The sequence below is a fragment of the Micromonospora yasonensis genome (genome assembly GCF_026013475.1).
GTDB lineage: Bacteria > Actinomycetota > Actinomycetes > Mycobacteriales > Micromonosporaceae > Micromonospora > Micromonospora yasonensis.
Genome location: NZ_JAPDPH010000044.1, coordinates 18,588 through 41,555, shown reverse-complemented (window position 1 = coordinate 41,555; position 22,968 = coordinate 18,588). Strand labels below are relative to the sequence as shown.

The window sequence follows — 22,968 nt, the reverse complement described above, 5'->3', positions numbered from 1 at the left end:
TACTGGTCCTCGGCGTTCTGCGCGTCGGCGTCGCCGTCCTTCTTGTCGTCGGCCTTGCCGGCATCGGCGACGTTCTGCGGCGCGGCCGCGCGGTTCTCCGCGACGCGCTGCGCGTCGTCGGACTTGTCGTTGTCACGGGCGGCGAGGCCACCGAGCGCCGCCAGACCGACGACGCCGGTCAGCCCGGCCACGCCGGTGGCGACCCAGAGCGCCCGCCGCCTGCTCGTCGGCGGGGTCATCGGGGCCCCGCCGTCGGAAGTCGTTACGTCGTTGGACATCAGAGCGTTCCGCCCTTTCGGCTTCTACCAAAGGGGTCGCACCACCCGAGGCGGGGCGACCAGCTACAAACCGGTTGTAGCCTCTGATCGACACCGTATGAGAAGGATCCTCGCGACGCGGACGTATACGAAAAAATCGCGCATTACACCCATACCCGATCGGGTGGTGCGGGCTGGGGCGTGACCGCTCGCAATGGCAGCCGGCAGCGCAAACGGCGACGGGCCCACCCGCCGACGTCGGACGACGACAAAACGTCGTGGACGTCGGCGGGTGGGCCCGTCGCGTGGGTCGTGCCTCGTGCGTCAGCCCGGCAGGCGGGGGCCGGCCTCGCGCTGCTCGGCCAGCCAGGTCTCCACCTCGCCGGAGCGGCGCGGCAGCCCGGCGGAGAGGTTCAACGGACCGTCGGCGGTGACCAGGATGTCGTCCTCGATCCGGACGCCGATGCCGCGCAGCTCCTCCGGGACCAGTTCGTCCTCCGGCTGGAAGTACAGCCCCGGCTCGACCGTGAGCACGTAACCCTCGGCGAGCGGCCCGTCCCGGTACGTCTCCTTGCGGGCGTTGGCACAGTCGTGCACGTCGATGCCGAGCATGTGGCTGGTGCCGTGCAGCGTCCAGCGGCGGTAGACCGTGGAGGACGGATCCATCGCCTCGTCCACGCTGACCGGCAGCAGCCCCAGGTCCTTCAGCGCCTCGGCGAGCACCCGCATCGCGGTCAGGTGCACGTCGCGGAACGCCACGCCCGGCTTGATCACGTCGATGCCGGCCTGCTGGGCGGCGTAGACGGCGTCGTACACCTGGCGCTGGAGCGGGGTGAACCGGCCGTCGACCGGCAGCACCCGGGTCACGTCAGCGGTGTAGAGGTTGCGGTTCTCCACACCCATGTCCATCAGCAGCAGCTCACCCGGCCGGGTGGCGCCGTGGTTGTGCACCCAGTGCAGGATCGTGGCGTGCTCGCCGGCGCCGACGATCGAGCCGTACCCCACGTCGTTGCCGTCGTGCCGGGCGCGCAGCGCGAAGATCCCCTCCAGCAGCCGCTCCGAGACGGCCCGGTCCGCCGGCAGCGCCCGCGCCACGTCCTCGAACCCGCGTACGGTGGCGTCGCAGGCCTCCTGCAGCTGGGCGATCTCCCACTCGTCCTTGACCAGCTTCTGCTCCGAGATCGCGATGGCCAGCTCCCGGTCGCGGCCGGGCTGCCCGTCGACCCGGGCCCCGTCGTACGGCCGCACCGCCGCGTCCACCCGGGCGTCGAAGCCGCGCAGCACCCGGGTACGCCCCGGCGCCAGGTCGGCCAGCGCCGTGTCCAACTCGGTCAGGTCGGCCGTGGGCAGCCCCAGCTCGGTCGACTTCTCGCGGAGCGTGGGCCGCCGGCCCACCCAGAGCTCGCCGTGCCGGCTGCGGAAGAACTCGTCGGTCTTGCGGGAGGACCGGGGCCGCATGTACAGCGTGGCGTCCCCGTTCGGGCGCAACACCAGCACGCTGTCCGGTTCCAAGTCGCCGGTCAGGTACGCGAAGTCGCTGCCCGGCCGGAACCGGTGGTCGGTGTCGTTGGCCCGTACCTTCTCGTTGCCGGTCGGAATGACCAGCGTCTCCCCGGGGAAGGCCGCGGCGAGCGCGGCCCGCCGCTTGGCGTAGTTGGGCACCTCCGGGCGGGGGCCGACCGGCAGTTCGGTGTCCCGCCAGCCCTGCCGCATGAACGCCAGGAACGCCTCCGGGAAGTCCGGGTCGTGCGACTCAGTGCCGTCCGCCGGCTTGCCCTGTTGCGTCCGCTCCTCGGCCATGATCCGTCCTCCTCGAGCCTCGTCGCTGGTCCAGACGGTATCGCGCGCACGGGAGCGGGAGCAGCCTGCGGTGCCGCGACGTCCGCTCCGGCCGCGTGGAAAGATGACGACCATGTGCGGACTCCTGGCCTTCTTCAGCGCGCGCGGCGATGCCGCCGCCCACCGCGACCACATCGCCGGAGCACTGGAGTGCCTGCACCACCGCGGCCCGGACGAGACCGGGGTCGAGGTGGTCGGCGACGCCTCCGGCCGGTACGCGGACGGCGTGTTCGCCCACAAGCGCCTGGCGATCATCGACGTGGCACTGAGTCACGAGCCGCTGCCGTACGCGAACGGCCGCTACCTGCTCACCTTCAACGGCGAGATCTACAACTACATCGAGCTGCGGGACGAGCTGATCCGCGACTACGGCGCCCAGTTCGCCACCAACGGCGACGGCGAGGTGATCGTCGCCGGCTACCACTACTGGGGCGAGCAGGTGCTCACGAAGCTGCGCGGCATGTTCGCCTTCGTGATCTGGGACCGGCAGGAGCGGCGGGCGTTCGGCGCCCGGGACTACTTCGGCATCAAGCCGCTGCACTACCTGCAGACCCAGGACGGCCTCTACCTCGCCTCGGAGAAGAAGGCGCTGCTGCCGTTCGCCCACTCGGCCTACCAGGGCGATGCCGGGATCGACACCGCCAACCTGAGCCACTACCTGACCCTGCAGTACGTGCCGGAGCCGGGCACCCTGCACAAGGGGATCAGCCGGATCGGGTCGGGGGAGTACCTGACCTGGACCCCGGGCGGCCGGATCGAGGTGCGCCGCTGGTACCGGCCGGTGTTCCGCCCGGCCCCGGTGGCCGACGAGCAGAAGCTCTACCACGAGATCCGGGAGACGCTGCGGGAGAGCGTCCGGATGCACATGCGCTCGGACGTTCCGGTCGGCTCGTTCCTCTCCAGCGGCATCGACTCCACCGCGGTGGTCGCCCTGGCCCGGGAGTTCAACCCGAACATCCTGACCTTCACCGTCGGCTACGACGTGCCCGGCTACTCCGAGATCGACGTGGCCCAGGACTCGGCCCGGCACCTCGACGTGACCACCATCCCGACCAAGATCGGGCCGCAGGACATGATGGAGGCGCTGCCGAAGATCGTCTGGCACCTGGACGACCCGGTCGCCGACCCGGCGCTGGTGCCGCTGTACTTCGTGGCGAAGAAGGCCGCCGAGCACGTCACCGTGGTCCTCTCCGGTGAGGGCGCGGACGAGTTCTTCGGCGGGTACACGATCTATCGGGAGCCGCTGTCGCTGAGCACCGTCAACGGCCTGCCCGGCGGGGTGCAGAAGGGCCTGCGGGCGGTCTCGAAGGCCATCCCGCAGGGGGTGAAGGGCAAGAGCTTCCTGGAGCGCGGCACCACCCCGATCGAGCAGCGCTACTACGGCAACGCCCGGATGTTCACCGAGGAGGAGAAGCAGCACCTGCTGCGCCGGTACGACCCCTCGGTGCGCTACACCGACGTCACCGCGCCGATCTACGCGGAGGCGACCGAGCTGGACGACGTCACCAAGATGCAGTACGTCGACCTCTACACCTGGCTGCGCGGCGACATCCTGGTCAAGGCCGACCGGATCTCGATGGCGCACTCGCTGGAGGTGCGGGTGCCGTTCCTGGACCGGGAGGTCTTCAACGTCGCCGCGGGCATCCCGGTCGACCTGAAGCTGCCGCCCCGCTCCGAGGCCACCAAGTACGCCATGCGGCAGGCGTTGCAGGGCGTCGTCCCGCCGGCCATCGTCAACCGCAAGAAGCTCGGCTTCCCGACCCCGACCCGGGTCTGGCTGCGCGGCGAGATGTACGAGTGGGCCCGGCACGTGCTGGCCACCTCGGGCGCGGGCGACCTGATCGACCTGTCGTACGCGATGCGCCTGCTGGACGAGCACAAGCGGGAGGAGGCGGACCACTCCCGGAAGGTGTGGACCGTGCTGATCTTCTGCATCTGGCACGCCATCTTCGTGGCGAAGACCCTCGACCCGGGCATCCAGCGCAACCAGTCCGCCCTGCTCACCAAGCCGGTGGTCGGCAGCATGGTCCGCTGACGCGGAGCTGGAAACGGGCCCCCGGCTCCGCCGGGGGCCCGTTTCACTGCACGCTCACCTGCCGGTGCAGGTGACCGTGGGCGGGTTGTTGGTGCCGGTCGTGCTGGCGAGGAAGCCGAAGCTGGTGGTGCCCTCCGGCGGGATGGTGCCGTTGTAGTCGACGTTGGTGACGGTCACCGCCGCGCCGCTCGTGCGCGCCGTGCCGTTCCATATCTGGGTCAGGGCCTGACCGCTGGGCCAGGTCCAGTTCGCCGTCCAGCCGGCGTACGTCCGGCCGCTGTGGTTCATGATCTGAACCTCGCCCTGGAACCCGCCGGTCCAGGCGTTGACCACCTTGTAGACCGCCATGCAGTCGCCGCCGCCCGGCGGGGGCATGGTCGGGCTCGAGGTCGGCGTGGGCGGCGGGGTGGTGGGGGCGGGCGTGGTCGGGGTCGGCGACGGCGTGCCGCCGGACCCGATCCCGGTCACCTCGCCGTTGCCGCCGTCGAAGGTCACGTCCGAGCAGCCGAAGAAGTTCTCCTGGCTGTCCGAGCGGACCCAGCGGGAGTAGATGATGTGCCGCCCGCTCTTGTTCGCCGGCAGCGTGCCGGTGAAGTAGTAGTGCCCGTCGTTGGTGCCCGGCGAGCCGACCGACGGCGGGTTGGTGACCGTCAGGAACGGCTCCTCCAGGTCGCTCCAGGCCAGCGGCCGGGTCGGGCTCCAACTGTCCTTGGTGACGTAGAAGTAGAAGGTGCCCGGGTGGTGGGCCCAGTTGCTGTACCGGAACTCCATCGTCCGTCCGGCGGTCAGGTGGGTGAGCGGCCAGTCGTTGCGGGCCGCGTCGTAGCCGGTGAAGTTCGGGTTGCCGCCGCTGCACAGCTTGCCGTCGGGGATGAAGCCGACGGTCCGGCCGCCGGCGTCGGAGCGCAGCACGCTGAACCAGTTGTAGAGCGAGTTCGGCCCGCTCTCGGCGACCGCCGCCGCGCAGGCGGGATTGTTCGGCTTGATCTCCCCGGTCGGGGTGAGCCCGTCCTTCCAGCACAGGTAGGTCCGGGCGCCCGGGGTCATCGCCGCGCCGTGGGCGGCGGCCGGGTCGGAGTGGGTGACCAGGGCGAAGGTGCCCAGGGCCAGGGTGGCGGCCGCGGTGAGCAGCGCGGCCGTACGGGATCGGTGCACGGGTTCTCCTGACTCGCGGGGCGCGACCCCAGCGGGTCGCCCCGCTGCGACGAGCGGATGCGACGATCGCGGTGCCACGCCCGGCGGTCGGAGTACGGCCGAGGGCCGTCCGGGGGCGCGCACCGCCTGCGGTCCGTGCCACGGACCGGTGTGCCCTCGCGTCGGCTCGACCCGGCGGCCGGCGGCGCGGCAGCCCCCGCGCCACTCCGGCAAGCGCAATCCCACCATGTCCGGCGCATTCCCCGCAATAGCCTCCCATCGATGAGGGAGTCTCGTCGCGCGTCGCCCCCGGCATGCGCCAGGATCGAGGTACGACAGACGGAAGGAGCCACGATGGGGTACGCGGTGGTGCTCGGCGAGGCGCTGGTCGACCTGCTCGACACCGAGTACGACGGGCAGCCCGTCTACCGGCAGGCGGTCGGCGGCGGACCGCTGAACGTGGCCGTGGCGGTCGCCCGGCTCGGCGGCGACGTCCAGTTCGTCGGGTCGCTCGGCGACGACGCCCTCGCGGAGCGGATCCGCGGCTTCCTCGCCGCCGCCGGGGTCGGGGTGGCCGGGGCGGTGACCGTACCGGCCCCGACCGCTCTGGCCGTGGCCACCTTCGCCGGCCCGGAACCGGACTTCCGCTTCTACGGCGAGCCCCGTTCGTACGCGCTGCTCGGCCCGGACGACCTGGACGTGGCCCTGATCGAGGGCGCGGACGTGCTCTACTGCGGCTCGATCGTGCTGCTCAATCCGCCGGTGCTGGCGGCCGCCCGGCGGGCCTGGTCGATCGCCGGGGCGCTGCGGGTGTTCGACCCGAACGTACGCTCCAGCCTGCTCGGCAGCCCCGGCGCGCTGGACGGGCTGCGCGAGGTGGTCGCCGAGTTCGCCGCGAGTGCCCACCTGGTCAAGCTGAGCAGCGCCGACGCCCGGCAGCTCTATCCGCGCGAGCCGGTCGAGGGGGTTGCCGCGTACCTGCGGGAGCTGGGCGCGACGACCGTGGTGGTGACCCTGGGCGCGGACGGCGCCCTGGTCGCCGCCGCCGACGACATCGTCCGGGTCCCCGCCCCGAAGGTCGACGCGGTGGACGCCACCGGCGCGGGCGACTCGGTGATGGGCGCGCTCATCGCCGAGCTGCTCGCCGCCGGCGAGCCGACAGACCCGACCGGCTGGCGGGAGCGGGTCGCCTTCGCCCTGCGGGTGGCCGGGCTGGTCTGCGAGTGCCCCGGCGGCGCCATCGCCATGCCCACCCGCGCCGCGATCGCCGCCCGCTTCCCCGCCTGACCGCCCTCCGGCCCCGGCAAGATCCGTGCCGCCTCCTGAGTCAGCGGGGGCGGGCGAGGGTGAGGACGGCGGTGAGGGAGAGGGCGGCGGCACCGGCCAGCACCACGGCCATCGGTACGGCGCTGCCCTCGCCGCCCAGCCCGACCAGGGGTGCGGCGAGCGCGCCGACGACCGACTGGATGCCGCCCATCAGCGCGGCGGCGGTGCCGGCGTGCCGGGCGTGCGCGTCCAGCGCCAGGGCGGTGCTGTTCGGCGTCACCATGCCCAACGAGCCGACGAAGGCGAAGAGCGCCACCGCCACCAGGGCGAGGCTGCCGGCGAACGCTCCGCTCAGCACCCCGGCGGCGGCGACGACGTTGACCAGCAGGGCGCTGACCAGCAGCCGGCGCGGGCCCGACCGGTCCAGCAGCCGGGCGTTGGCCTGACCCGACGCCACCAGAGCGAGCGCGTTGAGCCCGAAGATCAGGCTGAACGCCGTTCCGGAAACCCCGAAGACGTCCTGGAACACGAACGACGAGCCGGAGATGTACGCGAACAGCCCGGCGAACGCGAAGCCCTGGGTCAGCGCGTACCCGAGGTAGACCCGATCGGCGGCCAGCGACCGCATGGTCCGCACGGTGGCGGCGAGACCGCCGGTGCTGCGCCGCTCGACGGGCAGGGTCTCCGGCAGGCGCAGGGCGACCGCGACCGCGAGCAGCAGCCCGATCACCGCCAGGGTGAGGAAGACCGCCCGCCAGGAGCCGAACCGGAGCACCAGGCTGCCCACGCTCGGGGCGGCGACCGGCGCCACCCCGAAGACCAGGGTCAGCCGGGAGAAGTACTTCGCCGCGGCCCGGCCCGAGTAGAGGTCGCGGACCACCGCGCGGGCGACCACCACCCCCATGCCGCCGGCCAGGCCCTGGACGAAGCGGGCCGCGGCCAGCTCCGGGGCGCTCGGTGCCACCGCGCAGACCAGCGCCAGCAGGGCGTACGCGGTGACCCCGACCAGCACCGGGCGGCGCCGTCCCCAGCGGTCGCTGAGCGGGCCGGTGACCAGTTGGCCGAGGGCGAGGCCGACCAGGCACGTGGTCAGCGAAAGCTGGATCTGGGCCTGGTCGGCGCCGAGGTCGCGGGTCATCGCGGGGAACGCCGGCAGGTACATGTCCAGCGAGAGCGGGCCGATCGCGGTGAGCGTGCCGAGCAGCACCAGCAGGGTGACCCCGCCGCCGGTCGGGGCCGGTGCGGCGACGGGCGGGCGCAGGATCGTCGGCGCGGTACGGCTCACGGCAGGTCCCCCCAAAGTCGATGACCTCCGGGTACTTTAGCTCTGTACTCAGAACTATTGCGCTGTGAAGTAGGTGACCCGGTGCGGAGCGAGGAGGCCGTCGCGCGTCTCGGCGCTGTCGTGGGGGAGTTGCACCGGTTGCTGCGGCGCAGCGCCGCCGGCCGGGCCAACCGGGACGCCCTGCCCGAGGCCCAGGTGGAGTTGATGCTGCTGGTCCGGGCCGAGCCGGGGATCAGCGGCAAGGAGGCGGCCCGGCGGCTCGGCACCGCCCCGAACACGGTCAGCACCCTGGTCCGCGACCTCACCGACGCCGGCCTGCTGGACCGGGAGCGCGACCCGGCCGACCGCCGCGTGGTCCGGCTCCGCCTCACCGACGCGGCCCGGACGCGGATGGCCGAGCACGCGGCCCACCGCGCCGCCCTGCTCACCGAGGCCCTCGCCACCCTGGACCCCGCCGCCCGCGCCGCGGTCCTGGCCGCCGTCCCCGCCCTGGACCGCCTCCTCACCGCCCTCCGCACCCACCCCTGACCCCGCCGGCCCCCGCTCCTCCTCGCGGGCGGGGCGGGGCGGCGTGGGGTGGGGGTTAGACGGTGCCGTCGAGTTCGGCGTAGCCGCGGCGGGCGGCGATCAGGCCCGGGCGGGCGCCGAAGGGGGATTCGGCGGCGACGCGCTCGGGTGGGGCGCTGCCGGTGTGGCCGGCCCGGATCAGCCAGGCCTGCTGGACCAGTTGGGCGTGCTGGGCCCGGACGAATTCCACGTCGACCGGTGCGCCGTGCCCCGGCACCACCACGGTGTCCGTAGTGGTGAGCCGGAGCAGGTCGGCCACCGCGTCCGGCCACTGCAACGGGTACGACTCCTCGAACGCCGGCGGGCCGCTCTGCTCCACCAGGTCCCCGGCCACCAGCACGTCCGCGTCCGGCACGTGCACCACCAGGTCGGCGTCGGTGTGCCCGTGCCCGGGATGGCGCAGCAGCACCTGCCGTCCGCCGATGTCCAGCGCGGTCTCCGTGACCACACCGTGGGTCGGCGCGAGCAGCTCGGTACGGGCCAGCTCCGCGGCGAGTTCCGGCTGCTCGTCGCGCATCTCCTCGTACGCCGCCCGGCGCAGCTCGTCCGGATGCTCACGCAGCACGGCGGCGGCCAGCTCGTGCGCGTACACCGGGCGGGGCGGGTCGGCGGCCAGGGTGGCGTTGCCGAAACAGTGGTCGAAGTGGTGGTGGGTGTTGACGACGGTCCACGGGTGCGGGGTGACCGCCCGCGCGGCCTCGGCCAGCTCCCGGGCCTGCCCGGCGGTGGAGAGGGTGTCCACCAGCAGGGCGGCGCCGTCCCCGACCACCAGCGTCACGTTGACGTGCAGCAGCGGGTCGCGCAGCACGTGCACGCGGTCGGCGACCTCGACGAACCGGGCGGTCATGACGCCCGCGAGGCGCGCTCGACGAAGCGCCGCCGGTCGACCAGCAGCCGCTCGACCCGTCCCTCGGCCACCGTCTCGTCGCCCTCGGCGACGGTCACCTCGAACAGCAGCCGCCGCCCGTCGATCTTCGCCAGCCGGGCCTGGGCGACCACCGTATGCCCGACCGGCGTGGCCGCCCGGTGCGCCAGCTCGACGCGGACCCCGACGGTGGTCGACCCGGCAGGCATCCGGGTGGCGGTGGCCGCCACCGTGGCCGCCTCGGCCAGGGCGAGCACCCGGGGCGTGCCGAGCACCGGCACGTCGCCGGAGCCCACGGCCTGCGCGGTGTCGGCGTCGGTGACGGTCAGCTCGACCCGGGCGGACAAACCCGGCGCGAAGGGCGTCTCCGGCTGATCCTGCATGCCCCGAGCCTAGACGAGCCCAGGCTCGCCCGTAACGGCCTGCGGGTGGTCGCCGTCCGTCGATCCGTCGCCCGTCGTTAACCTTTACCGCGATGGCCGTCGTGACAGACCCCCAGCCCCCCGCCCGGACCGGTGCCACACCCTCGCCCGACGGCGGACGCCGTCGCGTGGTGGCGATGGCGATCTGGGGGGTCGCCTTCGTGGCCGCCTGGCTCGCCATCGGCCTGCCGACCGACCCGGCGTACGCCTTCGTCTGGATCTGGGCGGGCACCATCGCCTGGCACTCCGCCCGCCCGTGGCGCAGCCACCTGCGCTTCGCCCGGGACTGGATCCCGGTGGTGCTGCTGCTGGCCGGGTACAACCTCTCCCGGGGGTTCGCCGACAACGGCGCGACGCCGCACGCCATGGAGCTGATCGTCGCCGACCGGTTCATGCTGGGCTGGGCCACCGGCGGCGAGGTGCCCACCATCTGGCTCCAGCAGCACCTCTACCGGCCCGACCAGGTGCACTGGTGGGACGTGCTGGTCAGCTGGATCTACTTCTCGCACTTCGTGGCGACGCTGGCCGCCGCCGCGGTGCTCTGGCTGCGCGACCGCTCGCGCTGGGCCGCGTACATGCGCCGGTGGGGTTTCCTCTGCGCCGCCGGGCTGGTCACCTACTTCCTCTACCCGGCCGCGCCGCCTTGGTGGGCCGCCCAGAACGGGCTGCTCACCGAGGTCGCCCGGATCTCCACCCGGGGCTGGAAGGAGATCGGCATGCACGGCGCGGGCAACCTGCTCAACGCCGGTCAGATCGCCTCGAACCCGGTCGCCGCGATGCCCTCCCTGCACACCGCGTTCGCCCTCTTCGTGGTGCTCTTCTTCCTGCGCTCGGTACGCAAGCGGTGGTGGCCGCTGCTGCTCGCGTACCCGCTGGCGATGACCTTCACGCTGATCTACAGCGGCGAGCACTACCTGATCGACGTGCTGGTCGGCTGGGCCTACGTGGGGATGACCTACCTGGTCGTCGGGCTGGTCGAGCGCTGGTGGGCGGCGTACCGCGCCCGCCGTGGCACGCCGCCGGCCCCGCTCGTGGCCGCCGACGCCGACCCGCCCCCGCCGCCCCGGACCGACACCGCCCCCGCCGCCACCATCCCCGCCGACCGCTGACCCCCCGCGCGGCGGGCGCGGGGCTCAGCGGCGCGGCGGGTCAGCGGCGCCGGGTGCGGTCCGCCCGGCGGGCGGCCTCCGCCCGGGCGGTCAGCTCGGCCGCCAGGTCCCACGCCTCGGCCAGGTCCCGCTCGGGCGCGGCGGCGCCCGAACCGCCGGCCGTGTCGGCGTGCACCGTGGCCAGCCGTAGCCACCGCTGCGCCGGCCCCTGGGTCACCCGGACGCTCTGGATCCGGGCGTACGGCACCAGGGTCAGCCGCCGGGTGAGCAGCCCGGAGCGGGCCACGAAGACCTCCGCGTCGAGGCCGGCGCCGATCGCGGCCCGGGTCAGCGGGCGCAGCCAGCGCGCCCGCCTGGGCGGCAGGGTGGACGGCAGTGCGTCCAGCCGTACGCCGGGCAGCACCTCCGCGACGACCAGCGCGCCCGCCGCCGCGTCGCCGACCGGCAGCAACCGGTCCGGGCGGTTCCGGTCGTCCGGCTCGGCGGCCGAGTAACCGGCCACCTCCAGCCGCAGCCGCAGCCAACCCTTCATCCGCCAGAGCAGCGGCCAGGTCACCCCGACGGTCTGCACCCGGTGCAGCGGCACGGTCTGCGCCCGGGTCTCCAGCAGCCCGTTGCGGACCCGCAGCCGGTCGTCGTCCCGGTCGAGCCGGAAGCCCCAGTCGTCGAGCACCCGGCGGACCGGTTGCAGCAGCACACCGGCCATCGCGGTCAGCGTGCTGGCCACCGCGATGAACGACCGGGAGCCCTCGGAGAGGAACTGCGCGAGCACGAAGGCCAGGCCGAACGGGAGCAGGAACGCCTGTGGGGTGAGCAACTGGCTGACCAGCAGGTCCTGATTGCGTACGGTGTGCAGCCGGCGCCCCTGCGGGGCCGGCGCGGGTGCGGTGCCGGCGGTGGGCGGGGCGGCCGGCGGCGGGTGACCGGCGACGGCGAGCAGGCGCTGCCGCAGCGCGGTGGCCTCGGCCACGCTCAGGTACGCCAGCGGCGCCTCCGTCTTGCCGCCGCCGACCACCTCGAGCCGTAGTTCGGCCAGCCCGGTGAGCTGCGCCAGCAGCGGCCGGACCACCTCCACGGCCTGCAACCGTTCCAGCGGGATCGCCCGGGTACGCCGCCAGAGCAGCCCCTCGTGCACCCGCAGCTCCCGGCCCACCACGTGGTAGCCGGTGTTCCACCAACTGATCACCGACAGCACGGTGGCCCCGAGCACGAAGATCGCGACCAGCACGGCGAACCAGCCGAAGCCGACCCGGGACAGCGTCGACCAGGAGAGCCCGGCGATCACCACGACGAGGGACTTGGCGCCGTGCAGCGCCGGGCTCAGCGGGTGCAGCCGTTGCCGCGGCTCCTCACCGCCGGGCGTGGGTGGGACCGGGTGACCCGGCCAGCCGTGATCGGGCAGCGGCCAGCCACCGGGCCAGCCCTGGCCGGGTGGCTGCGGCGCTCCGGGACGCGGGTAGCCGGCCGGCGGCGATCCCGGATCGCCGGGACCGGGCGGCGGATTCGGAGAGCCGGCGGGCGGGGGCCCGGGGTGACCCGGCGGGTGGCCGTACCCGGGCGGAGGCGACCAGGGCGATCCGTTCGCGGTCTCTTCCGGGGGCGGTGCGGTGGTGTGTCGGCCGTCGCCGGCAGGCGGGTGCGGCGGGGCGGCGCCGGGCTCGGCGTCCGCCGGGCCGGGGTTCACAGCCCCTCCGCCCGGTCCTCGCCCAGCGCGGTGAGCCGGTCCCGCAGCCGGGACGCCTCCGCCGGCCGCAGGCCGGGCACCCGGGCGTCGCTCGCCGCCGCGGCGGTGTGCAGCTGCACGGTGGCCAGGTCGAAGGCACGCTCCAGCGGACCGGCGGTGACGTCCACGAACTGCATCCGGGAGTACGGGACGATGGACAGCCGCCGGACCAGCAGCCCGTGCCGGACCAGCAGGTCGTTCTCGCGTTCCGCGTATCCCCAGGCGTGCACCGCCCGCACGATGGTGACCACCCGCCAGCCGGTCAGCAGCACGACGACGCCCAGCCCGAAACCGAACAGCCAGTGCCCGCTGACCGCCCAACCGATGCCCAGCACCACCAGCCCGACGGCGAACAGCACGCCCAGCCGGATCAGCTCCACCCAGATCAGGTCCCGGGAGATGGGCTGCCAGCGGACGGTGTCCGGCCAGGGTTCGAGGGGGCCGGGCGGGGCCGGCGGCCGGCCGGCGAGGTCGTCACCGCTCACCGCAGTGTCCGCTCCGCTCGACGGCGGCGCGAGGCGCCACGCTGCTGAGCTGACTGGTCCGCTCGCTCACGCCTCGAGCGTAGGCGATCCGGGCGCGGCGACCACCTCGCGCAGGAAGCCGCGCGCGTCGAGGAACTCGCCGAGCGATCCCCGGTGCTCGGCGCAGGCCAGCCAGGTCTTGCGCCGGTCGGCGTCGTGCAGGCGGGGATTGTTCCAGCGCAGCTCCCAGACGGCGGGGGCGCGACACCCGCGCGCTGAGCAGATCAGCGCGTCGTCGGCGGGAGCGGGAGTGGTCACCCGGGCGAGTCTAGGACCGCGCGGTGAGAGGTTTGGCGCCGGGCGGCCACGGGGGGAGCCGCCCGGCGACGGGGTGAATCGTACACACGCCGGACCCCTTGTTGTCCACCCGTGTTCAGCGTTTTCCGTGGGCGGGGACGGCGCGGCAAAAATCGTCCCTCTCCCGGCCTCGGCTCCCAGGAAGGCATGACAGTCTTGATACGCACCACGCCGCGACGACGACCCAGCTGTGGAGGACCGGTGGCCCAGCCGACCACGCCCGACGCCCCGAACCCGACCGAGGCCGTGCCGGACGGGCCGGCCCCGGCCGTGACCACCCCAGCGCAGGACGCCGGCCTGCTGGAGCGGGCGCTGTTCGAGATCAAGCGGGTGATCGTCGGCCAGGACCGGATGGTCGAGCGGATGTTCGTCGCCCTGCTCGCCCGGGGCCACTGCCTGCTGGAGGGGGTGCCCGGGGTGGCCAAGACCCTCGCCGTGGAGACCATGGCCAAGGTGGTCGGCGGGTCGTTCGCCCGGGTGCAGTTCACCCCCGACCTGGTCCCGGCCGACATCATGGGCACCCGGATCTACCGGCAGTCCAGCGAGAAGTTCGACGTCGAGCTGGGCCCGGTCTTCGTGAACTTCCTGCTCGCCGACGAGATCAACCGGGCCCCGGCGAAGGTGCAGTCGGCGCTGCTGGAGGTGATGAGCGAGCGTCAGGTCTCGATCGGCGGGGAGACCCATCGGGTGCCCGACCCGTTCCTGGTGATGGCCACCCAGAACCCGATCGAGCAGGAGGGCGTCTACCCGCTGCCGGAGGCGCAGCGGGACCGGTTCCTCATGAAGATCGTGGTCGGCTACCCGACCGACGCCGAGGAGCGGGAGATCGTCTACCGGATGGGCGTCGCCCCGCCCGAGCCGGCCCGGGTCTTCGACACCGCCGACCTGATCGCCCTCCAGCACAAGGCCGACCAGGTCTTCGTGCACAACGCGCTGGTCGACTACGCGGTCCGGCTGGTGCTCGCCACCCGTACCCCTGCCGAGCACGGCATGCCCGACGTCGCGCAGCTCATCCAGTACGGGGCCAGCCCACGCGCCTCGCTCGGCCTGGTCCGGGCCACCCGGGCGCTGGCGCTGCTGCGCGGCCGGGACTACGCGCTGCCGCAGGACGTGCAGGACATCGCCCCGGACATCCTGCGGCACCGGCTGGTGCTCAGCTACGACGCGCTCGCCGACGACGTACCGGCCGACCACATCGTGCACCGGGTGATGTCGACCATCCCGCTGCCGTCGGTGGCGCCCCGGCAGCAGTCCACACCGCCGCCACCGGCCGTGCCGAACGCCGCCGGCTGGCCCGGGCCGCGGCCGTGAGCTCAGCCACCGGGCTGCCGGCCGGCGGCGACCGGTCCGGCGCGGTGCTGTCCCGGTTGCAGTTGCTGGTCACCCGCAAGCTCGACGGGCTGCTGCAGGGCGACTACGTCGGGCTGCTACCCGGGCCGGGCAGCGAGGCGGGGGAGTCCCGCGAGTACCGCCCCGGCGACGACGTACGCCGGATGGACTGGCCGGTCACCGCGCGGACCACGCTGCCGCACGTCCGGCGTACGGTGGCCGACCGGGAGCTGGAGACGTGGCTGGCGGTCGACCTGTCGGCGAGCCTGGACTTCGGCACCGGGCGGTGGCTCAAGCGGGACGTGGTGGTGGCCGCCGCCACCGCGCTGGTCCACCTGACCGTCCGGGGCGGCAACCGGATCGGCGCCGTCGTCGGCACCGGCGCATCCGTGAGCGCGAGGAGTGAGCCGGGTCTGCGAGCCCCGCAGTCGCGAACAGAGACGGTGCCGACGCCGGCGCGGACCGGCCGGTGGCGGGGCACGCCCCCGCCCGCCGGGCCGGGCACCCTGGTCCGGCTGCCCGCCCGCGCCGGGCGCAAGGAGGCGCAGGGGCTGCTGCGAGCGATCGCCGGCACCGAGATCCGCCCCGGCCGCAGCGATCTCGGCGCGCTGGTCGAGATGCTGAACCGGCCGCCCCGCCGGCGCGGCATGGCCGTGGTGATCTCCGACTTCCTGGCGCCGCCGCAGCAGTGGGGCCGGCCGATCCGTAAGCTGCGGGTCCGGCACGACGTGCTGGCGATCGAGGTGGTCGACCCGCGGGAACTGGAGCTGCCCGACGTGGGGGTGCTGCCGGTGGTCGACCCGGAGACGGGGGAGCTGCACGAGGTGCAGACCGCCGACCCGGGGCTGCGCCGCCGGTACGCCGACGCGGCGGCGGCCCAGCGCGCGGGGGTCGCCGCCGAGTTGCGCGCCGCCGGCGCGGCCCACCTGCGGCTGCGTACCGACCGAGACTGGCTGCTGGACATGGTGCGTTTCGTGGCCGCGCAGCGGCACGCCCGTACCCGAGGGACGACGCGATGATCCGTTTTCTGCAACCGTGGTGGCTGCTGGCCGTGCTGCCGGTGCTCGCCCTGGCCGCCGCGTACGTCTGGCGGCAGCTGCACCGCCGCGCGTACGCGATGCGGTTCACCAACGTGGACCTGCTGCGGACCCTCGCCCCGAAGGGGCTGGGCTGGCGGCGGCACGCGGCGGCCACCGTGTTCCTGCTCTGCCTGCTGGTGCTGGCCACCGCGCTGGCCCGGCCGGCGGTGGACACCAAGGAGCCCCTGGAACGGGCCACGGTGATGCTCGCCATCGACGTGTCCCTGTCGATGCAGGCCGACGACGTCGCGCCGAACCGGCTGGAGGCCGCCCAGGAGGCGGCCAAGCAGTTCGTCGGGGAACTACCGGAGAGCTACAACGTCGGGCTGGTCTCGTTCGCGAAGTCGGCGAACGTGCTGGTGCCGCCGACCAAGGACCGGGCGGCGGTGACCACCGCCATCGACGGGCTGGTGCTGGCCGAGGCCACGGCCACCGGGGAGGCCGTCTTCACCTGCCTGGAGGCGATCCGTTCGGTGCCCGCCGACGGCGCGGCGGGGATCCCGCCGGCCCGGATCGTGCTGCTCTCCGACGGTTACCGGACCGCCGGTCGGTCGGTGGAGGAGGCGGCCGCGGCGGCGCAGGCGGCCAACGTGTCGGTCTCCACCATCGCGTTCGGCACCGACTCCGGTCAGGTGGACATCGGCGGTCAGCTGCAGCGGGTGCCGGTGGACCGGATGGCGCTGTCGCAGCTCGCGGAGACCACCCAGGGCTACTTCTACGAGGCGGCCTCGGTGAGCGAGCTGAAGCAGGTCTACCAGGACATGGGCAGCTCGATCGGATTCCGGACCGAGCCGCGGGAGATCACCCAGTGGTACGCGGGGATCGCGTTGCTGTTCGCCCTCTGCGCGGGTGCGCTGAGCCTGCTCTGGTCGTCCCGCCTGATCTGAGGCGGGACGGCCGGGGCCCGGCGGTACGCGGGAGCGGCCGGGTCCGGGCCGGCGCGGTCAGTGACCGCCACCGGCCAGGACGAAGAGGACAGCCACCCAGACGGCGGCGAGGGTGAAGCCCAGCGGGGCGACGTAACGGCTCATGGGACTGCTCCGTGGCGACGGACGGTCCGGGGCGGCAGGGGCCGGACCGCAAGGGTGGATCAGGACGTACGCACACGAAGTCGTGACCGGGGTGCTCCGCCGCCGGTGGGCCCGTACGGGCCGGGCAGCACGGTCGCCCCGGCCGGTGGCCGAGGGGACGGGCGGTGCTCCGGGGCGGGAAGCGGGTCAGCGCAGCCGACTGAGTCGTGGCTCAGCGGGGCTGACGGTCGGCCCGGCCACGACTGGGAGGATCGCTATCTCGCACAGCGATCACCTCCTGCGGTCGGCGGGGCCCGAACGGCGGGCGAACTCCAGCCCGCAAACGCCGATCATCGTACACCCGGAAGGGCGCGCGGGCGTACTCGGCCGAGTGGCCCGCGCCACCCCGCCGAGTGGGTCAGTCGCCGGGTCCGGGACCGGCCGGACCGCGTCCCGCGGCAGCGCCGGAACGGCCGCCGCCGAGGGGGAGCCGCCCCACCCGGCCGGCCGGGGCACCCCCGCCCACGCCGGCGACCGGCGAGCGGTGGCGCCGGCGTTGCAGTGCCGCCAGGGCGGCCGCGAAGACCGGCAGCCAGCAGAGCCGGGCCAGCACCCAGAGCAGGTCGCGCGGCGCGGTGTGCAGGCCGGGCAGGGGCGCGCCGGCGTGGGCGGCCAGCGCGGTCACCCCGACCAGCACGGGCTGGTGGCCGAGGTAGACGCCCATCGCGTGCCGGTTGACCGTGGCCACCGCCCGGCGCGGCCCCGCCCGGTCCAGCAGCCGCTCCACGGCCGGGCGCGCGAGCAGAGCCAGCCCCACCTGGGCCACGGCCAGGGCCACCGCGACGAGGGACGGCGGACTGAGGTTGGACATCGTCGCGCCGGGAACGCCGACCGCGCTGACCGGATAGCCCAGGGCGAACAGCGCGGCCAAGGCCACCGCGCCGGTGCCGGCCAGCACGGCCCCGGTCCGCCGGCCAGCCAGGTGACCGTCGGCGTGCGCGATGCCGAGCAGCCAGGGCACCGACCAGGCGGCCAGCAGCGCGACCGGCAGCCGCCCGGGCAGGGTCGGCAGCACGCGTCCCGCCGCGTCGGCCGCGGCGACCAGGGCCACCGCCGGGGCCGCGCAGCGCAGCGGTCCCCACCGGCGTACGGCGGCGCGCAGCGGGACCGTCAGCGCGGACAGCGCGACCAGCGGGAGCAGGAACCACAGGGGGCTGGCCACGAGCAGCAGCGCCACGGACAGGGTGGCGTCCGGAGTGCCCACCACGATCGCGGCGAGCAGCACGGCGGCCCCGATGCCGAGCAGCGCGAGGGCCGGCCCGACCAGCCGACCCAGCCGGCGGGCCCACCAGCGCATCGGGCCGGCCGCACCGGCGGACAGCGAGCGGGTGGCGGCGTACCCGGCGACGAAGAAGAACAGCCCCAGGGTCTGCAGCAGCCAGGTGAGCGGCGCCAGGGCCGGCATCGAGGCCAGCGGGCTCGCCACGTGCAGCGTGCCGTCGGCGTCCAGCACCAGTGCGGTGACCAACCAGTGGCCGAGCACCACGCCGCCGATCGCGTACGCCCGCAGCGCGTCGACGACCCGGTCCCGGCTCACCCGACCGCCGTCCGTGAGGCGTCGCCCGCTCACCGCGTCGCCCCGAGCGTGGAGGCCGCGCCCAGCACCACCGACGCCACCGCCGCCGTCGTGGTGCTCCCGGCCACCAGGTAGTCGTCGTGGCCGGTCACCCCGCTCACCGGCAGGGATCGCGCGCCGAACGCCGGGTCGCCGGGGCGGAGGCCGTGACCGAGCCCGACGAGCCGCGCCTCGGGCACCCGCCGGATCCAGTCCGTCGGCGCCTCCGCCGCCCACACCCGTACCCGGCCCAGGTCGCCGGCCCGGTCCACGCCGAGGCCGATGCCGCCCAGCGTCACCACATCCGTGACCTGTGCCGGGGCGCCCCGCGCGGCGAGCCCGACGACCAGCGCGCCGTAGCTGTGCCCGACCAGGGTGATCCGCGCCTCCGGGCGCCGGACGGACAGCTCACGCAACTCGGCGCGGAGCGCGGCTGCCCCGCGCCGGGCGGCGGCCGATCCCGCGGCTGACGGCACCGTGTCCGGCGGGTCGTAGCCGAGCCAGACGAGCACAGCGACACGCGCGGAAGGAGCAGCGGCACGCACCGCCCGGTACAGCTCGGCGGCCTGCCGGGCGGGCGCGCAGCGGGCCACGCCGCCGAGCCCGCGGTCGAAGTCGCGCAGCGTGCTCCCCGCGCCCGGCACCAGCACGGCGATCCGGTCGGCGGTGGCCAGGTCGCCGAGGACCTCGACGACGAGGCCGTCGCCGCGGGGATCGAACGCCAGGAAACGGCGGCCGTCGGCGACCCATCCGTCGTACGGCGGGCCGGCGGCCCGCAGCCGGGCGTCCATCGCCGGATACGCCTCCACGTACGCCGCCGGCGCCACCTGGCCGGGCCGGTCCGGGACCAGCAGGCCGAGTCCGAGCAGCGCGATCAGCGCCACCCGGGCGGGTCGGGTCCAGTGCATCGTCGTGCTCCCTCCGCGAAAGCTCAGCGGAAGGGTGCGGTGCTGACCGGCCGTAGATCGTCACCCCGCGGGGCGGTTCCCGGCGTGCTACCCGGGTACTACTCCCCGGCGGCCACCAGACCTGTTTCGTAGGCGACGACCACCGCCTGGGCGCGATCGCGGAGCTGGAGCTTGGCCAGGATCCGCCCGACGTGGGTCTTGACCGTCTGTTCGGCGACCATCAGGTCGGTGGCGATCTCGGTGTTGGAGCGACCCCGGGCGATCAGCCGCAGCACGTCCGTCTCGCGCGGGGTGAGCGCCGCCAGCTCGGTCGGGCGGGGTCGGCGGTGCCCGGGCCGGGCGGCGAACTCGGCGATCAGCCGGCGGGTCACCGCCGGGGCGAGCAGCGCGTCGCCGGCCGCCACGACCCGGACCGCGTGCACCAGGTCGGCGGCGGGCGCGTCCTTGAGCAGGAAGCCGCTCGCGCCGGCGCGCAGCGCCTCGTACACGTAGTCGTCCAGGTCGAAGGTGGTCAGGATGAGCACCCGGGGCCGGTCGGTACGGCGGTCGCCGAGCAGTTTCCGGGTCGCGGCGAGCCCGTCCAGCACCGGCATCCGCACGTCCATCAGCACCACGTCCGGATCAAGCCGGCGGGACGCCTCGACCGCCGCCGCGCCGTCCGCGGCGTCCCCGACCACCAGCAGGTCCGGCTGGGCGGCCAGCAGCGCGCCGAAACCCTGCCGGACCATCGCCTGGTCGTCGGCGATCAGCACCCGGATCATCCGTCCCCACCCTCCCCGTCGTACGGCAACTCCGCGACCACGGCGTACCCGCCCCCGCCGATCGGCCCGGCGGTGAACGTACCGCCGAGCGCCAGGGCCCGTTCCCGCATCCCGGTCAGTCCGTGCCCGGCGCCGCGTTCGACCGCCCTCGGGCTGCCGGTGCCGGCGGTGTTCTCGACCCGGACGGTCAGGGCGCGCGGCCCGGGACGAACGGTGACCCGCACCGCCGCGCCCGCGGCGTGCCGGGCGGCGTTGGCCAGCCCCTCCTGCACGATCCGGTACGCGGCCAGCCCGACCGGCGCGGGCGCGGCCGCGGCCGGCGCCGGGGCGTCCAGGGTGACGGCCAGGCCGGCCCGGCGCGCGGCATCCACCATCACCGGCAGGTCGGCCAGGCCGGGCTGGGGCGCGGTCTGCGGGCCGACCGACTCGCTGCGCAGGACGCCCAGCAGGCGACGCATGTCGGTCAACGCGTCGCGGGCCGACCCGGCGATGGCCGCGAACTCGGCGCGGGCGGGTTCGGGTACGTCCGCGAGGCGGTACGGCGCGCTCTCCGCCTGGACGGCGATCATCGACATGTGGTGGGCCACCACGTCGTGCAGTTCGCGGGCGATCCGGGTGCGTTCCTCCAGCACCGCCCGGCGCTCCTTCTCCCGTTCGCTCAGCTCGGTCTGGGCGGCCAGGGCCCGACGGGACAGCCGGTTGCCGCGTACCAGGTCGCCGAGCACCAGCAGGGTCAGCACCAGCAGCACCACGCCGACCAGGTGGCTGGGTCGGACCAGGGCGACGACCGGCACCATGGTGATCAGGCCCACCCAGACCAGCACCGGCCGGTCCACCCGGGCCGCCACCACCGCCAGCACCAGCAACGACCCGAGCACCAGGACCGGGTTCCACGGCCAGGCCTGGCTGGGCGGCGCGTTGAAGGTGCAGGTGAGCAGGGCCACGATGGTGAGCCGCCAGGCCAGCAGCGGACGCCGGGGCAGGGCCAGCAGCGGCGCGACGGTCAGCCCGGCGAACAGGATCGCCACCACAGTGGGCAGGCGCCGGTCGGTCTCGGCGGCCAGCGTGGCGGCGAACAGGCCGACCACCGCGAGCAGGCCGACGGGTCGGGCCCACGAGGCCAGCCTCGGCCACCGCTCCAGCGGCGGCCGGACCGGTGGGAAGTCCGGCCCGGACACGGTCCGGCGCAGCGCCTGCCACCAGGGCCGGACAGGGTGTTCCTCCATCAGCGGCAGACTACGGGCCGGCGCGGTCACCGTCGTCCCACCCGGGTATGAGCCGGCGACTCGTACCCCGGTGTGACCTGGGCGGGTTAGCGCTTACCTGCCGGTAACCCCTAGGCTCGCCAGCGTCGAGATCAGCTGAGCAGAGGGGGAACCGTGGCCCGTACCGTGCTGGTGACCGGCGGAAACCGGGGTATCGGCCTGGCCATCGCGCAGGCCTTCGCCAAGCAGGGCGACCGGGTGGCGGTGACCCACCGCAGCGGCGACGCTCCCGAGGGGCTGTTCGGCGTGAAGTGTGACGTCACCGACGCCGAGTCGGTGGACGCCGCCTTCGCCGCGATCGAGGCCGAGCTGGGCCCGGTCGAGGTGCTGGTCGCCAACGCCGGGATCACCGACGACACGCTGCTCATGCGGATGTCGGAGGAGCAGTTCACCCGGGTGCTGGACACCAACCTGACCGGCGCGTTCCGCTGCGCCAAGCGGGCCTCGACGAAGATGCTCCGCGCCAAGTGGGGTCGGATGATCTTCATCTCCTCGGTGGTCGGCCTCTACGGCGGCGTCGGCCAGGTCAACTACGCGGCCAGCAAGGCCGGCCTGGTCGGCGTGGCCCGCTCGATCACCCGCGAGCTGGGCAGCCGCAACATCACCGCGAACGTGGTGGCGCCCGGCTTCATCGAGACCGACATGACCGCCGCGCTGCCCGAGGAGCGCCAGACCGAGTACCGCAAGGCCATCCCGGCCGGCCGGTTCGCCCAGCCGGAGGAGGTCGCCGGCGTGGTCACCTGGCTCGCCTCGGACGCGGCCGGGTACATCTCCGGCGCGGTCATCCCGGTCGACGGCGGCCTCGGCATGGGCCACTGAGAAAGACGGAGGAAACAACGTAATGTCCGGACTCCTGGCCGGTAAGCGGCTGCTGGTCACCGGCGTCATCACCGACGCCTCGATCGCCTTCTCGGTGGCGAAGCTCGCCCAGGAGAACGGCGCCCAGGTCGTGCTCACCGGCTACGGCCGGCTCTCCCTGGTCGAGCGGATCGCCAAGCGGCTGCCCGAGCCGGCCCCGGTGATCGAGCTGGACGTGACCAACGCCGAGCACCTGGCCGGCCTCGCCGACAAGGTGCGCGAGCACGTCGACGGGCTGGACGGGGTGGTGCACTCGATCGGCTTCGCCCCGCAGAGCTGCCTCGGCGGCGGTTTCCTCGACGCGCCGTGGGAGGACGTGGCGACGGCGCTGCAGGTCTCCACGTACTCGTACAAGTCGCTGGCCATGGCGGCGCTGCCGCTGATGTCCGCGGGCGGCGCCGTGGTCGGCCTCACCTTCGACGCCACCAAGGCCTGGCCGGTCTACGACTGGATGGGCGTGGCCAAGGCCGGCCTGGAGTCCGCCTCCCGCTACCTGGCGCTGCACCTGGGCAAGCGGGGCATCCGCAGCAACCTGGTCTCCGCCGGCCCGCTGCGCACCATGGCCGCCAAGTCGATCCCCGGCTTCGAGCAGTTCGAGGACGCCTGGGCCGAGCGGGCCCCGCTCGGCTGGAACCTCACCGACCAGGAGCCGGCCGCCCGGGCCTGCCTGGCGCTGCTGTCGGACTGGTTCCCGGCCACCACCGGCGAGATCGTCCACGTCGACGGCGGCTACCACGCCCTCGGCGCCTGAGCGGTAAGGGGCCCCTGCTCAACGCCTCCGGCACAGCAGGGCGCCCCTTTCCACACCCGCACCCAGGGG

21 protein-coding genes and 1 pseudogene are annotated in these 22,968 nt (G+C 74.3%); 9 read left to right on the top strand and 13 right to left on the bottom strand.

The window, feature by feature from the left end; all coding sequences use genetic code 11:
* Positions 1–278, bottom strand: a pseudogene (locus ONA70_RS12360) (hypothetical protein); the annotation flags it as partial.
* Between the two features lie 303 nt (positions 279–581).
* Positions 582–2,057 carry an aminopeptidase P family protein gene (locus ONA70_RS12355; RefSeq protein WP_265006527.1) on the bottom strand — a complete coding sequence of 492 codons (1,476 nt, stop codon included), beginning with the start codon at positions 2,055–2,057 and terminating at the stop codon, positions 582–584.
* A gap of 112 nt (positions 2,058–2,169) precedes the next feature.
* Between ONA70_RS12355 and asnB the strand changes: the two genes are divergently transcribed.
* The gene (asnB, locus tag ONA70_RS12350; RefSeq protein ID WP_265006526.1) at positions 2,170–4,131 is read left to right on the top strand and encodes an asparagine synthase (glutamine-hydrolyzing); all 1,962 of its coding nucleotides are present in this window, start codon (positions 2,170–2,172) and stop codon (positions 4,129–4,131) included.
* Positions 4,132–4,185: 54 nt separating this feature from the next.
* Here asnB and ONA70_RS12345 read toward each other — a convergent pair whose 3' ends face one another.
* On the bottom strand, positions 4,186–5,286 hold the full coding sequence (locus ONA70_RS12345) for a lytic polysaccharide monooxygenase (protein WP_265006525.1): 1,101 nt from the start codon (positions 5,284–5,286) through the stop codon (positions 4,186–4,188).
* Positions 5,287–5,619: 333 nt separating this feature from the next.
* Between ONA70_RS12345 and ONA70_RS12340 the strand changes: the two genes are divergently transcribed.
* The gene (locus tag ONA70_RS12340; protein WP_265006524.1) at positions 5,620–6,552 is read left to right on the top strand and encodes a carbohydrate kinase family protein; all 933 of its coding nucleotides are present in this window, start codon (positions 5,620–5,622) and stop codon (positions 6,550–6,552) included.
* A gap of 40 nt (positions 6,553–6,592) precedes the next feature.
* On the opposite strand, the gene ONA70_RS12335 is transcribed toward ONA70_RS12340, so the two are convergent.
* Complete coding sequence (locus tag ONA70_RS12335; RefSeq protein WP_265006523.1) at positions 6,593–7,816, bottom strand: multidrug effflux MFS transporter; 1,224 nt, start codon at positions 7,814–7,816, stop codon at positions 6,593–6,595.
* Between the two features lie 81 nt (positions 7,817–7,897).
* Between ONA70_RS12335 and ONA70_RS12330 the strand changes: the two genes are divergently transcribed.
* Positions 7,898–8,344, top strand: a complete 447-nt coding sequence (locus ONA70_RS12330; RefSeq protein ID WP_265006522.1) for a MarR family winged helix-turn-helix transcriptional regulator — start codon at positions 7,898–7,900, stop codon at positions 8,342–8,344.
* A gap of 55 nt (positions 8,345–8,399) precedes the next feature.
* Here ONA70_RS12330 and ONA70_RS12325 read toward each other — a convergent pair whose 3' ends face one another.
* Together ONA70_RS12325 and ONA70_RS12320 are read right to left on the bottom strand one after the other, a co-directional pair.
* Positions 8,400–9,230, bottom strand: a complete 831-nt coding sequence (locus ONA70_RS12325) for an MBL fold metallo-hydrolase (protein ID WP_265006521.1) — start codon at positions 9,228–9,230, stop codon at positions 8,400–8,402.
* Entirely contained in the window at positions 9,227–9,631 is a 405-nt protein-coding gene (locus tag ONA70_RS12320; protein ID WP_265006520.1) for a thioesterase family protein, read from the bottom strand. The genes ONA70_RS12325 and ONA70_RS12320 overlap by 4 nt, the downstream gene beginning before the upstream one ends.
* A gap of 92 nt (positions 9,632–9,723) precedes the next feature.
* Between ONA70_RS12320 and ONA70_RS12315 the strand changes: the two genes are divergently transcribed.
* Positions 9,724–10,779, top strand: a complete 1,056-nt coding sequence (locus ONA70_RS12315) for a phosphatase PAP2 family protein (protein WP_265006519.1) — start codon at positions 9,724–9,726, stop codon at positions 10,777–10,779.
* Positions 10,780–10,819: 40 nt separating this feature from the next.
* On the opposite strand, the gene ONA70_RS12310 is transcribed toward ONA70_RS12315, so the two are convergent.
* The 3 genes from ONA70_RS12310 to ONA70_RS12300 form a co-directional block, all read right to left on the bottom strand.
* Positions 10,820–12,181, bottom strand: coding sequence for a PH domain-containing protein (locus ONA70_RS12310; protein WP_265006530.1), 1,362 nt, complete (start codon positions 12,179–12,181; stop codon positions 10,820–10,822).
* A 278-nt stretch (positions 12,182–12,459) separates the two neighbouring features.
* Positions 12,460–12,987 carry a PH domain-containing protein gene (locus tag ONA70_RS12305; RefSeq protein WP_265006518.1) on the bottom strand — a complete coding sequence of 176 codons (528 nt, stop codon included), beginning with the start codon at positions 12,985–12,987 and terminating at the stop codon, positions 12,460–12,462.
* 66 nt (positions 12,988–13,053) lie between these two features.
* Complete coding sequence (locus tag ONA70_RS12300; protein WP_265006517.1) at positions 13,054–13,284, bottom strand: hypothetical protein; 231 nt, start codon at positions 13,282–13,284, stop codon at positions 13,054–13,056.
* A gap of 240 nt (positions 13,285–13,524) precedes the next feature.
* Between ONA70_RS12300 and ONA70_RS12295 the strand changes: the two genes are divergently transcribed.
* From ONA70_RS12295 to ONA70_RS12285, 3 genes are read left to right on the top strand one after another with little or no spacing between them, the layout of a single operon-like run.
* A complete protein-coding gene (locus ONA70_RS12295) occupies positions 13,525–14,634 on the top strand; it encodes an AAA family ATPase (protein ID WP_265006516.1) in 1,110 nt (369 codons plus the stop codon).
* Positions 14,613–15,671: a DUF58 domain-containing protein gene (locus tag ONA70_RS12290; protein WP_265006529.1), complete on the top strand. Its 1,059-nt coding sequence runs from the start codon at positions 14,613–14,615 to the stop codon at positions 15,669–15,671. Before ONA70_RS12295 ends, ONA70_RS12290 begins: the two co-directional genes overlap by 22 nt.
* Positions 15,668–16,618, top strand: a complete 951-nt coding sequence (locus ONA70_RS12285) for a VWA domain-containing protein (RefSeq protein WP_265006515.1) — start codon at positions 15,668–15,670, stop codon at positions 16,616–16,618. Before ONA70_RS12290 ends, ONA70_RS12285 begins: the two co-directional genes overlap by 4 nt.
* Before the next feature lie 541 nt (positions 16,619–17,159).
* Here the strand turns inward: ONA70_RS12285 and ONA70_RS12280 are convergent.
* The 4 genes from ONA70_RS12280 to ONA70_RS12265 all read right to left on the bottom strand — a co-directional run bounded on the left by ONA70_RS12280 (position 17,160) and on the right by ONA70_RS12265 (position 21,251).
* Complete coding sequence (locus ONA70_RS12280) at positions 17,160–18,371, bottom strand: acyltransferase family protein (protein ID WP_265006514.1); 1,212 nt, start codon at positions 18,369–18,371, stop codon at positions 17,160–17,162.
* Positions 18,368–19,264, bottom strand: a complete 897-nt coding sequence (locus ONA70_RS12275) for an alpha/beta hydrolase family protein (RefSeq protein WP_265006513.1) — start codon at positions 19,262–19,264, stop codon at positions 18,368–18,370. The genes ONA70_RS12280 and ONA70_RS12275 overlap by 4 nt, the downstream gene beginning before the upstream one ends.
* Positions 19,265–19,362: 98 nt before the next feature.
* The gene (locus tag ONA70_RS12270) at positions 19,363–20,025 is read right to left on the bottom strand and encodes a response regulator (protein WP_265006512.1); all 663 of its coding nucleotides are present in this window, start codon (positions 20,023–20,025) and stop codon (positions 19,363–19,365) included.
* Positions 20,022–21,251 (bottom strand): sensor histidine kinase, encoded by a 1,230-nt coding sequence (locus ONA70_RS12265; RefSeq protein ID WP_265006511.1) that lies wholly within the window; start codon positions 21,249–21,251, stop codon positions 20,022–20,024. Before ONA70_RS12265 ends, ONA70_RS12270 begins: the two co-directional genes overlap by 4 nt.
* Positions 21,252–21,404: 153 nt before the next feature.
* On the opposite strand from ONA70_RS12265, the gene fabG reads away from it, so the two are divergent.
* On the top strand, positions 21,405–22,109 hold the full coding sequence (gene fabG, locus ONA70_RS12260) for a beta-ketoacyl-ACP reductase (protein ID WP_265006510.1): 705 nt from the start codon (positions 21,405–21,407) through the stop codon (positions 22,107–22,109).
* A gap of 22 nt (positions 22,110–22,131) precedes the next feature.
* Complete coding sequence (gene fabI, locus ONA70_RS12255) at positions 22,132–22,899, top strand: enoyl-ACP reductase FabI (protein WP_265006509.1); 768 nt, start codon at positions 22,132–22,134, stop codon at positions 22,897–22,899.
* Positions 22,900–22,968 lie beyond the last annotated feature (69 nt).

What these genes read in the sequence shown, in the direction of transcription:
- ONA70_RS12285 (WP_265006515.1), top strand. Translation starts at nt 15,668, where the DNA reads ATGATCCGTTTTCTGCAACCGTGGTGGCTGCTGGCCGTGCTGCCGGTG.
- ONA70_RS12355 (WP_265006527.1), bottom strand. Translation starts at nt 2,057, where the DNA reads ATGGCCGAGGAGCGGACGCAACAGGGCAAGCCGGCGGACGGCACTGAG.
- fabI (WP_265006509.1), top strand. Translation starts at nt 22,132, where the DNA reads ATGTCCGGACTCCTGGCCGGTAAGCGGCTGCTGGTCACCGGCGTCATC.
- ONA70_RS12325 (WP_265006521.1), bottom strand. Translation starts at nt 9,230, where the DNA reads ATGACCGCCCGGTTCGTCGAGGTCGCCGACCGCGTGCACGTGCTGCGC.
- ONA70_RS12270 (WP_265006512.1), bottom strand. Translation starts at nt 20,025, where the DNA reads ATGATCCGGGTGCTGATCGCCGACGACCAGGCGATGGTCCGGCAGGGT.
- ONA70_RS12265 (WP_265006511.1), bottom strand. Translation starts at nt 21,251, where the DNA reads ATGGAGGAACACCCTGTCCGGCCCTGGTGGCAGGCGCTGCGCCGGACC.
- ONA70_RS12340 (WP_265006524.1), top strand. Translation starts at nt 5,620, where the DNA reads ATGGGGTACGCGGTGGTGCTCGGCGAGGCGCTGGTCGACCTGCTCGAC.
- asnB (WP_265006526.1), top strand. Translation starts at nt 2,170, where the DNA reads ATGTGCGGACTCCTGGCCTTCTTCAGCGCGCGCGGCGATGCCGCCGCC.
- ONA70_RS12275 (WP_265006513.1), bottom strand. Translation starts at nt 19,264, where the DNA reads ATGCACTGGACCCGACCCGCCCGGGTGGCGCTGATCGCGCTGCTCGGA.
- ONA70_RS12320 (WP_265006520.1), bottom strand. Translation starts at nt 9,631, where the DNA reads ATGCAGGATCAGCCGGAGACGCCCTTCGCGCCGGGTTTGTCCGCCCGG.
- ONA70_RS12315 (WP_265006519.1), top strand. Translation starts at nt 9,724, where the DNA reads ATGGCCGTCGTGACAGACCCCCAGCCCCCCGCCCGGACCGGTGCCACA.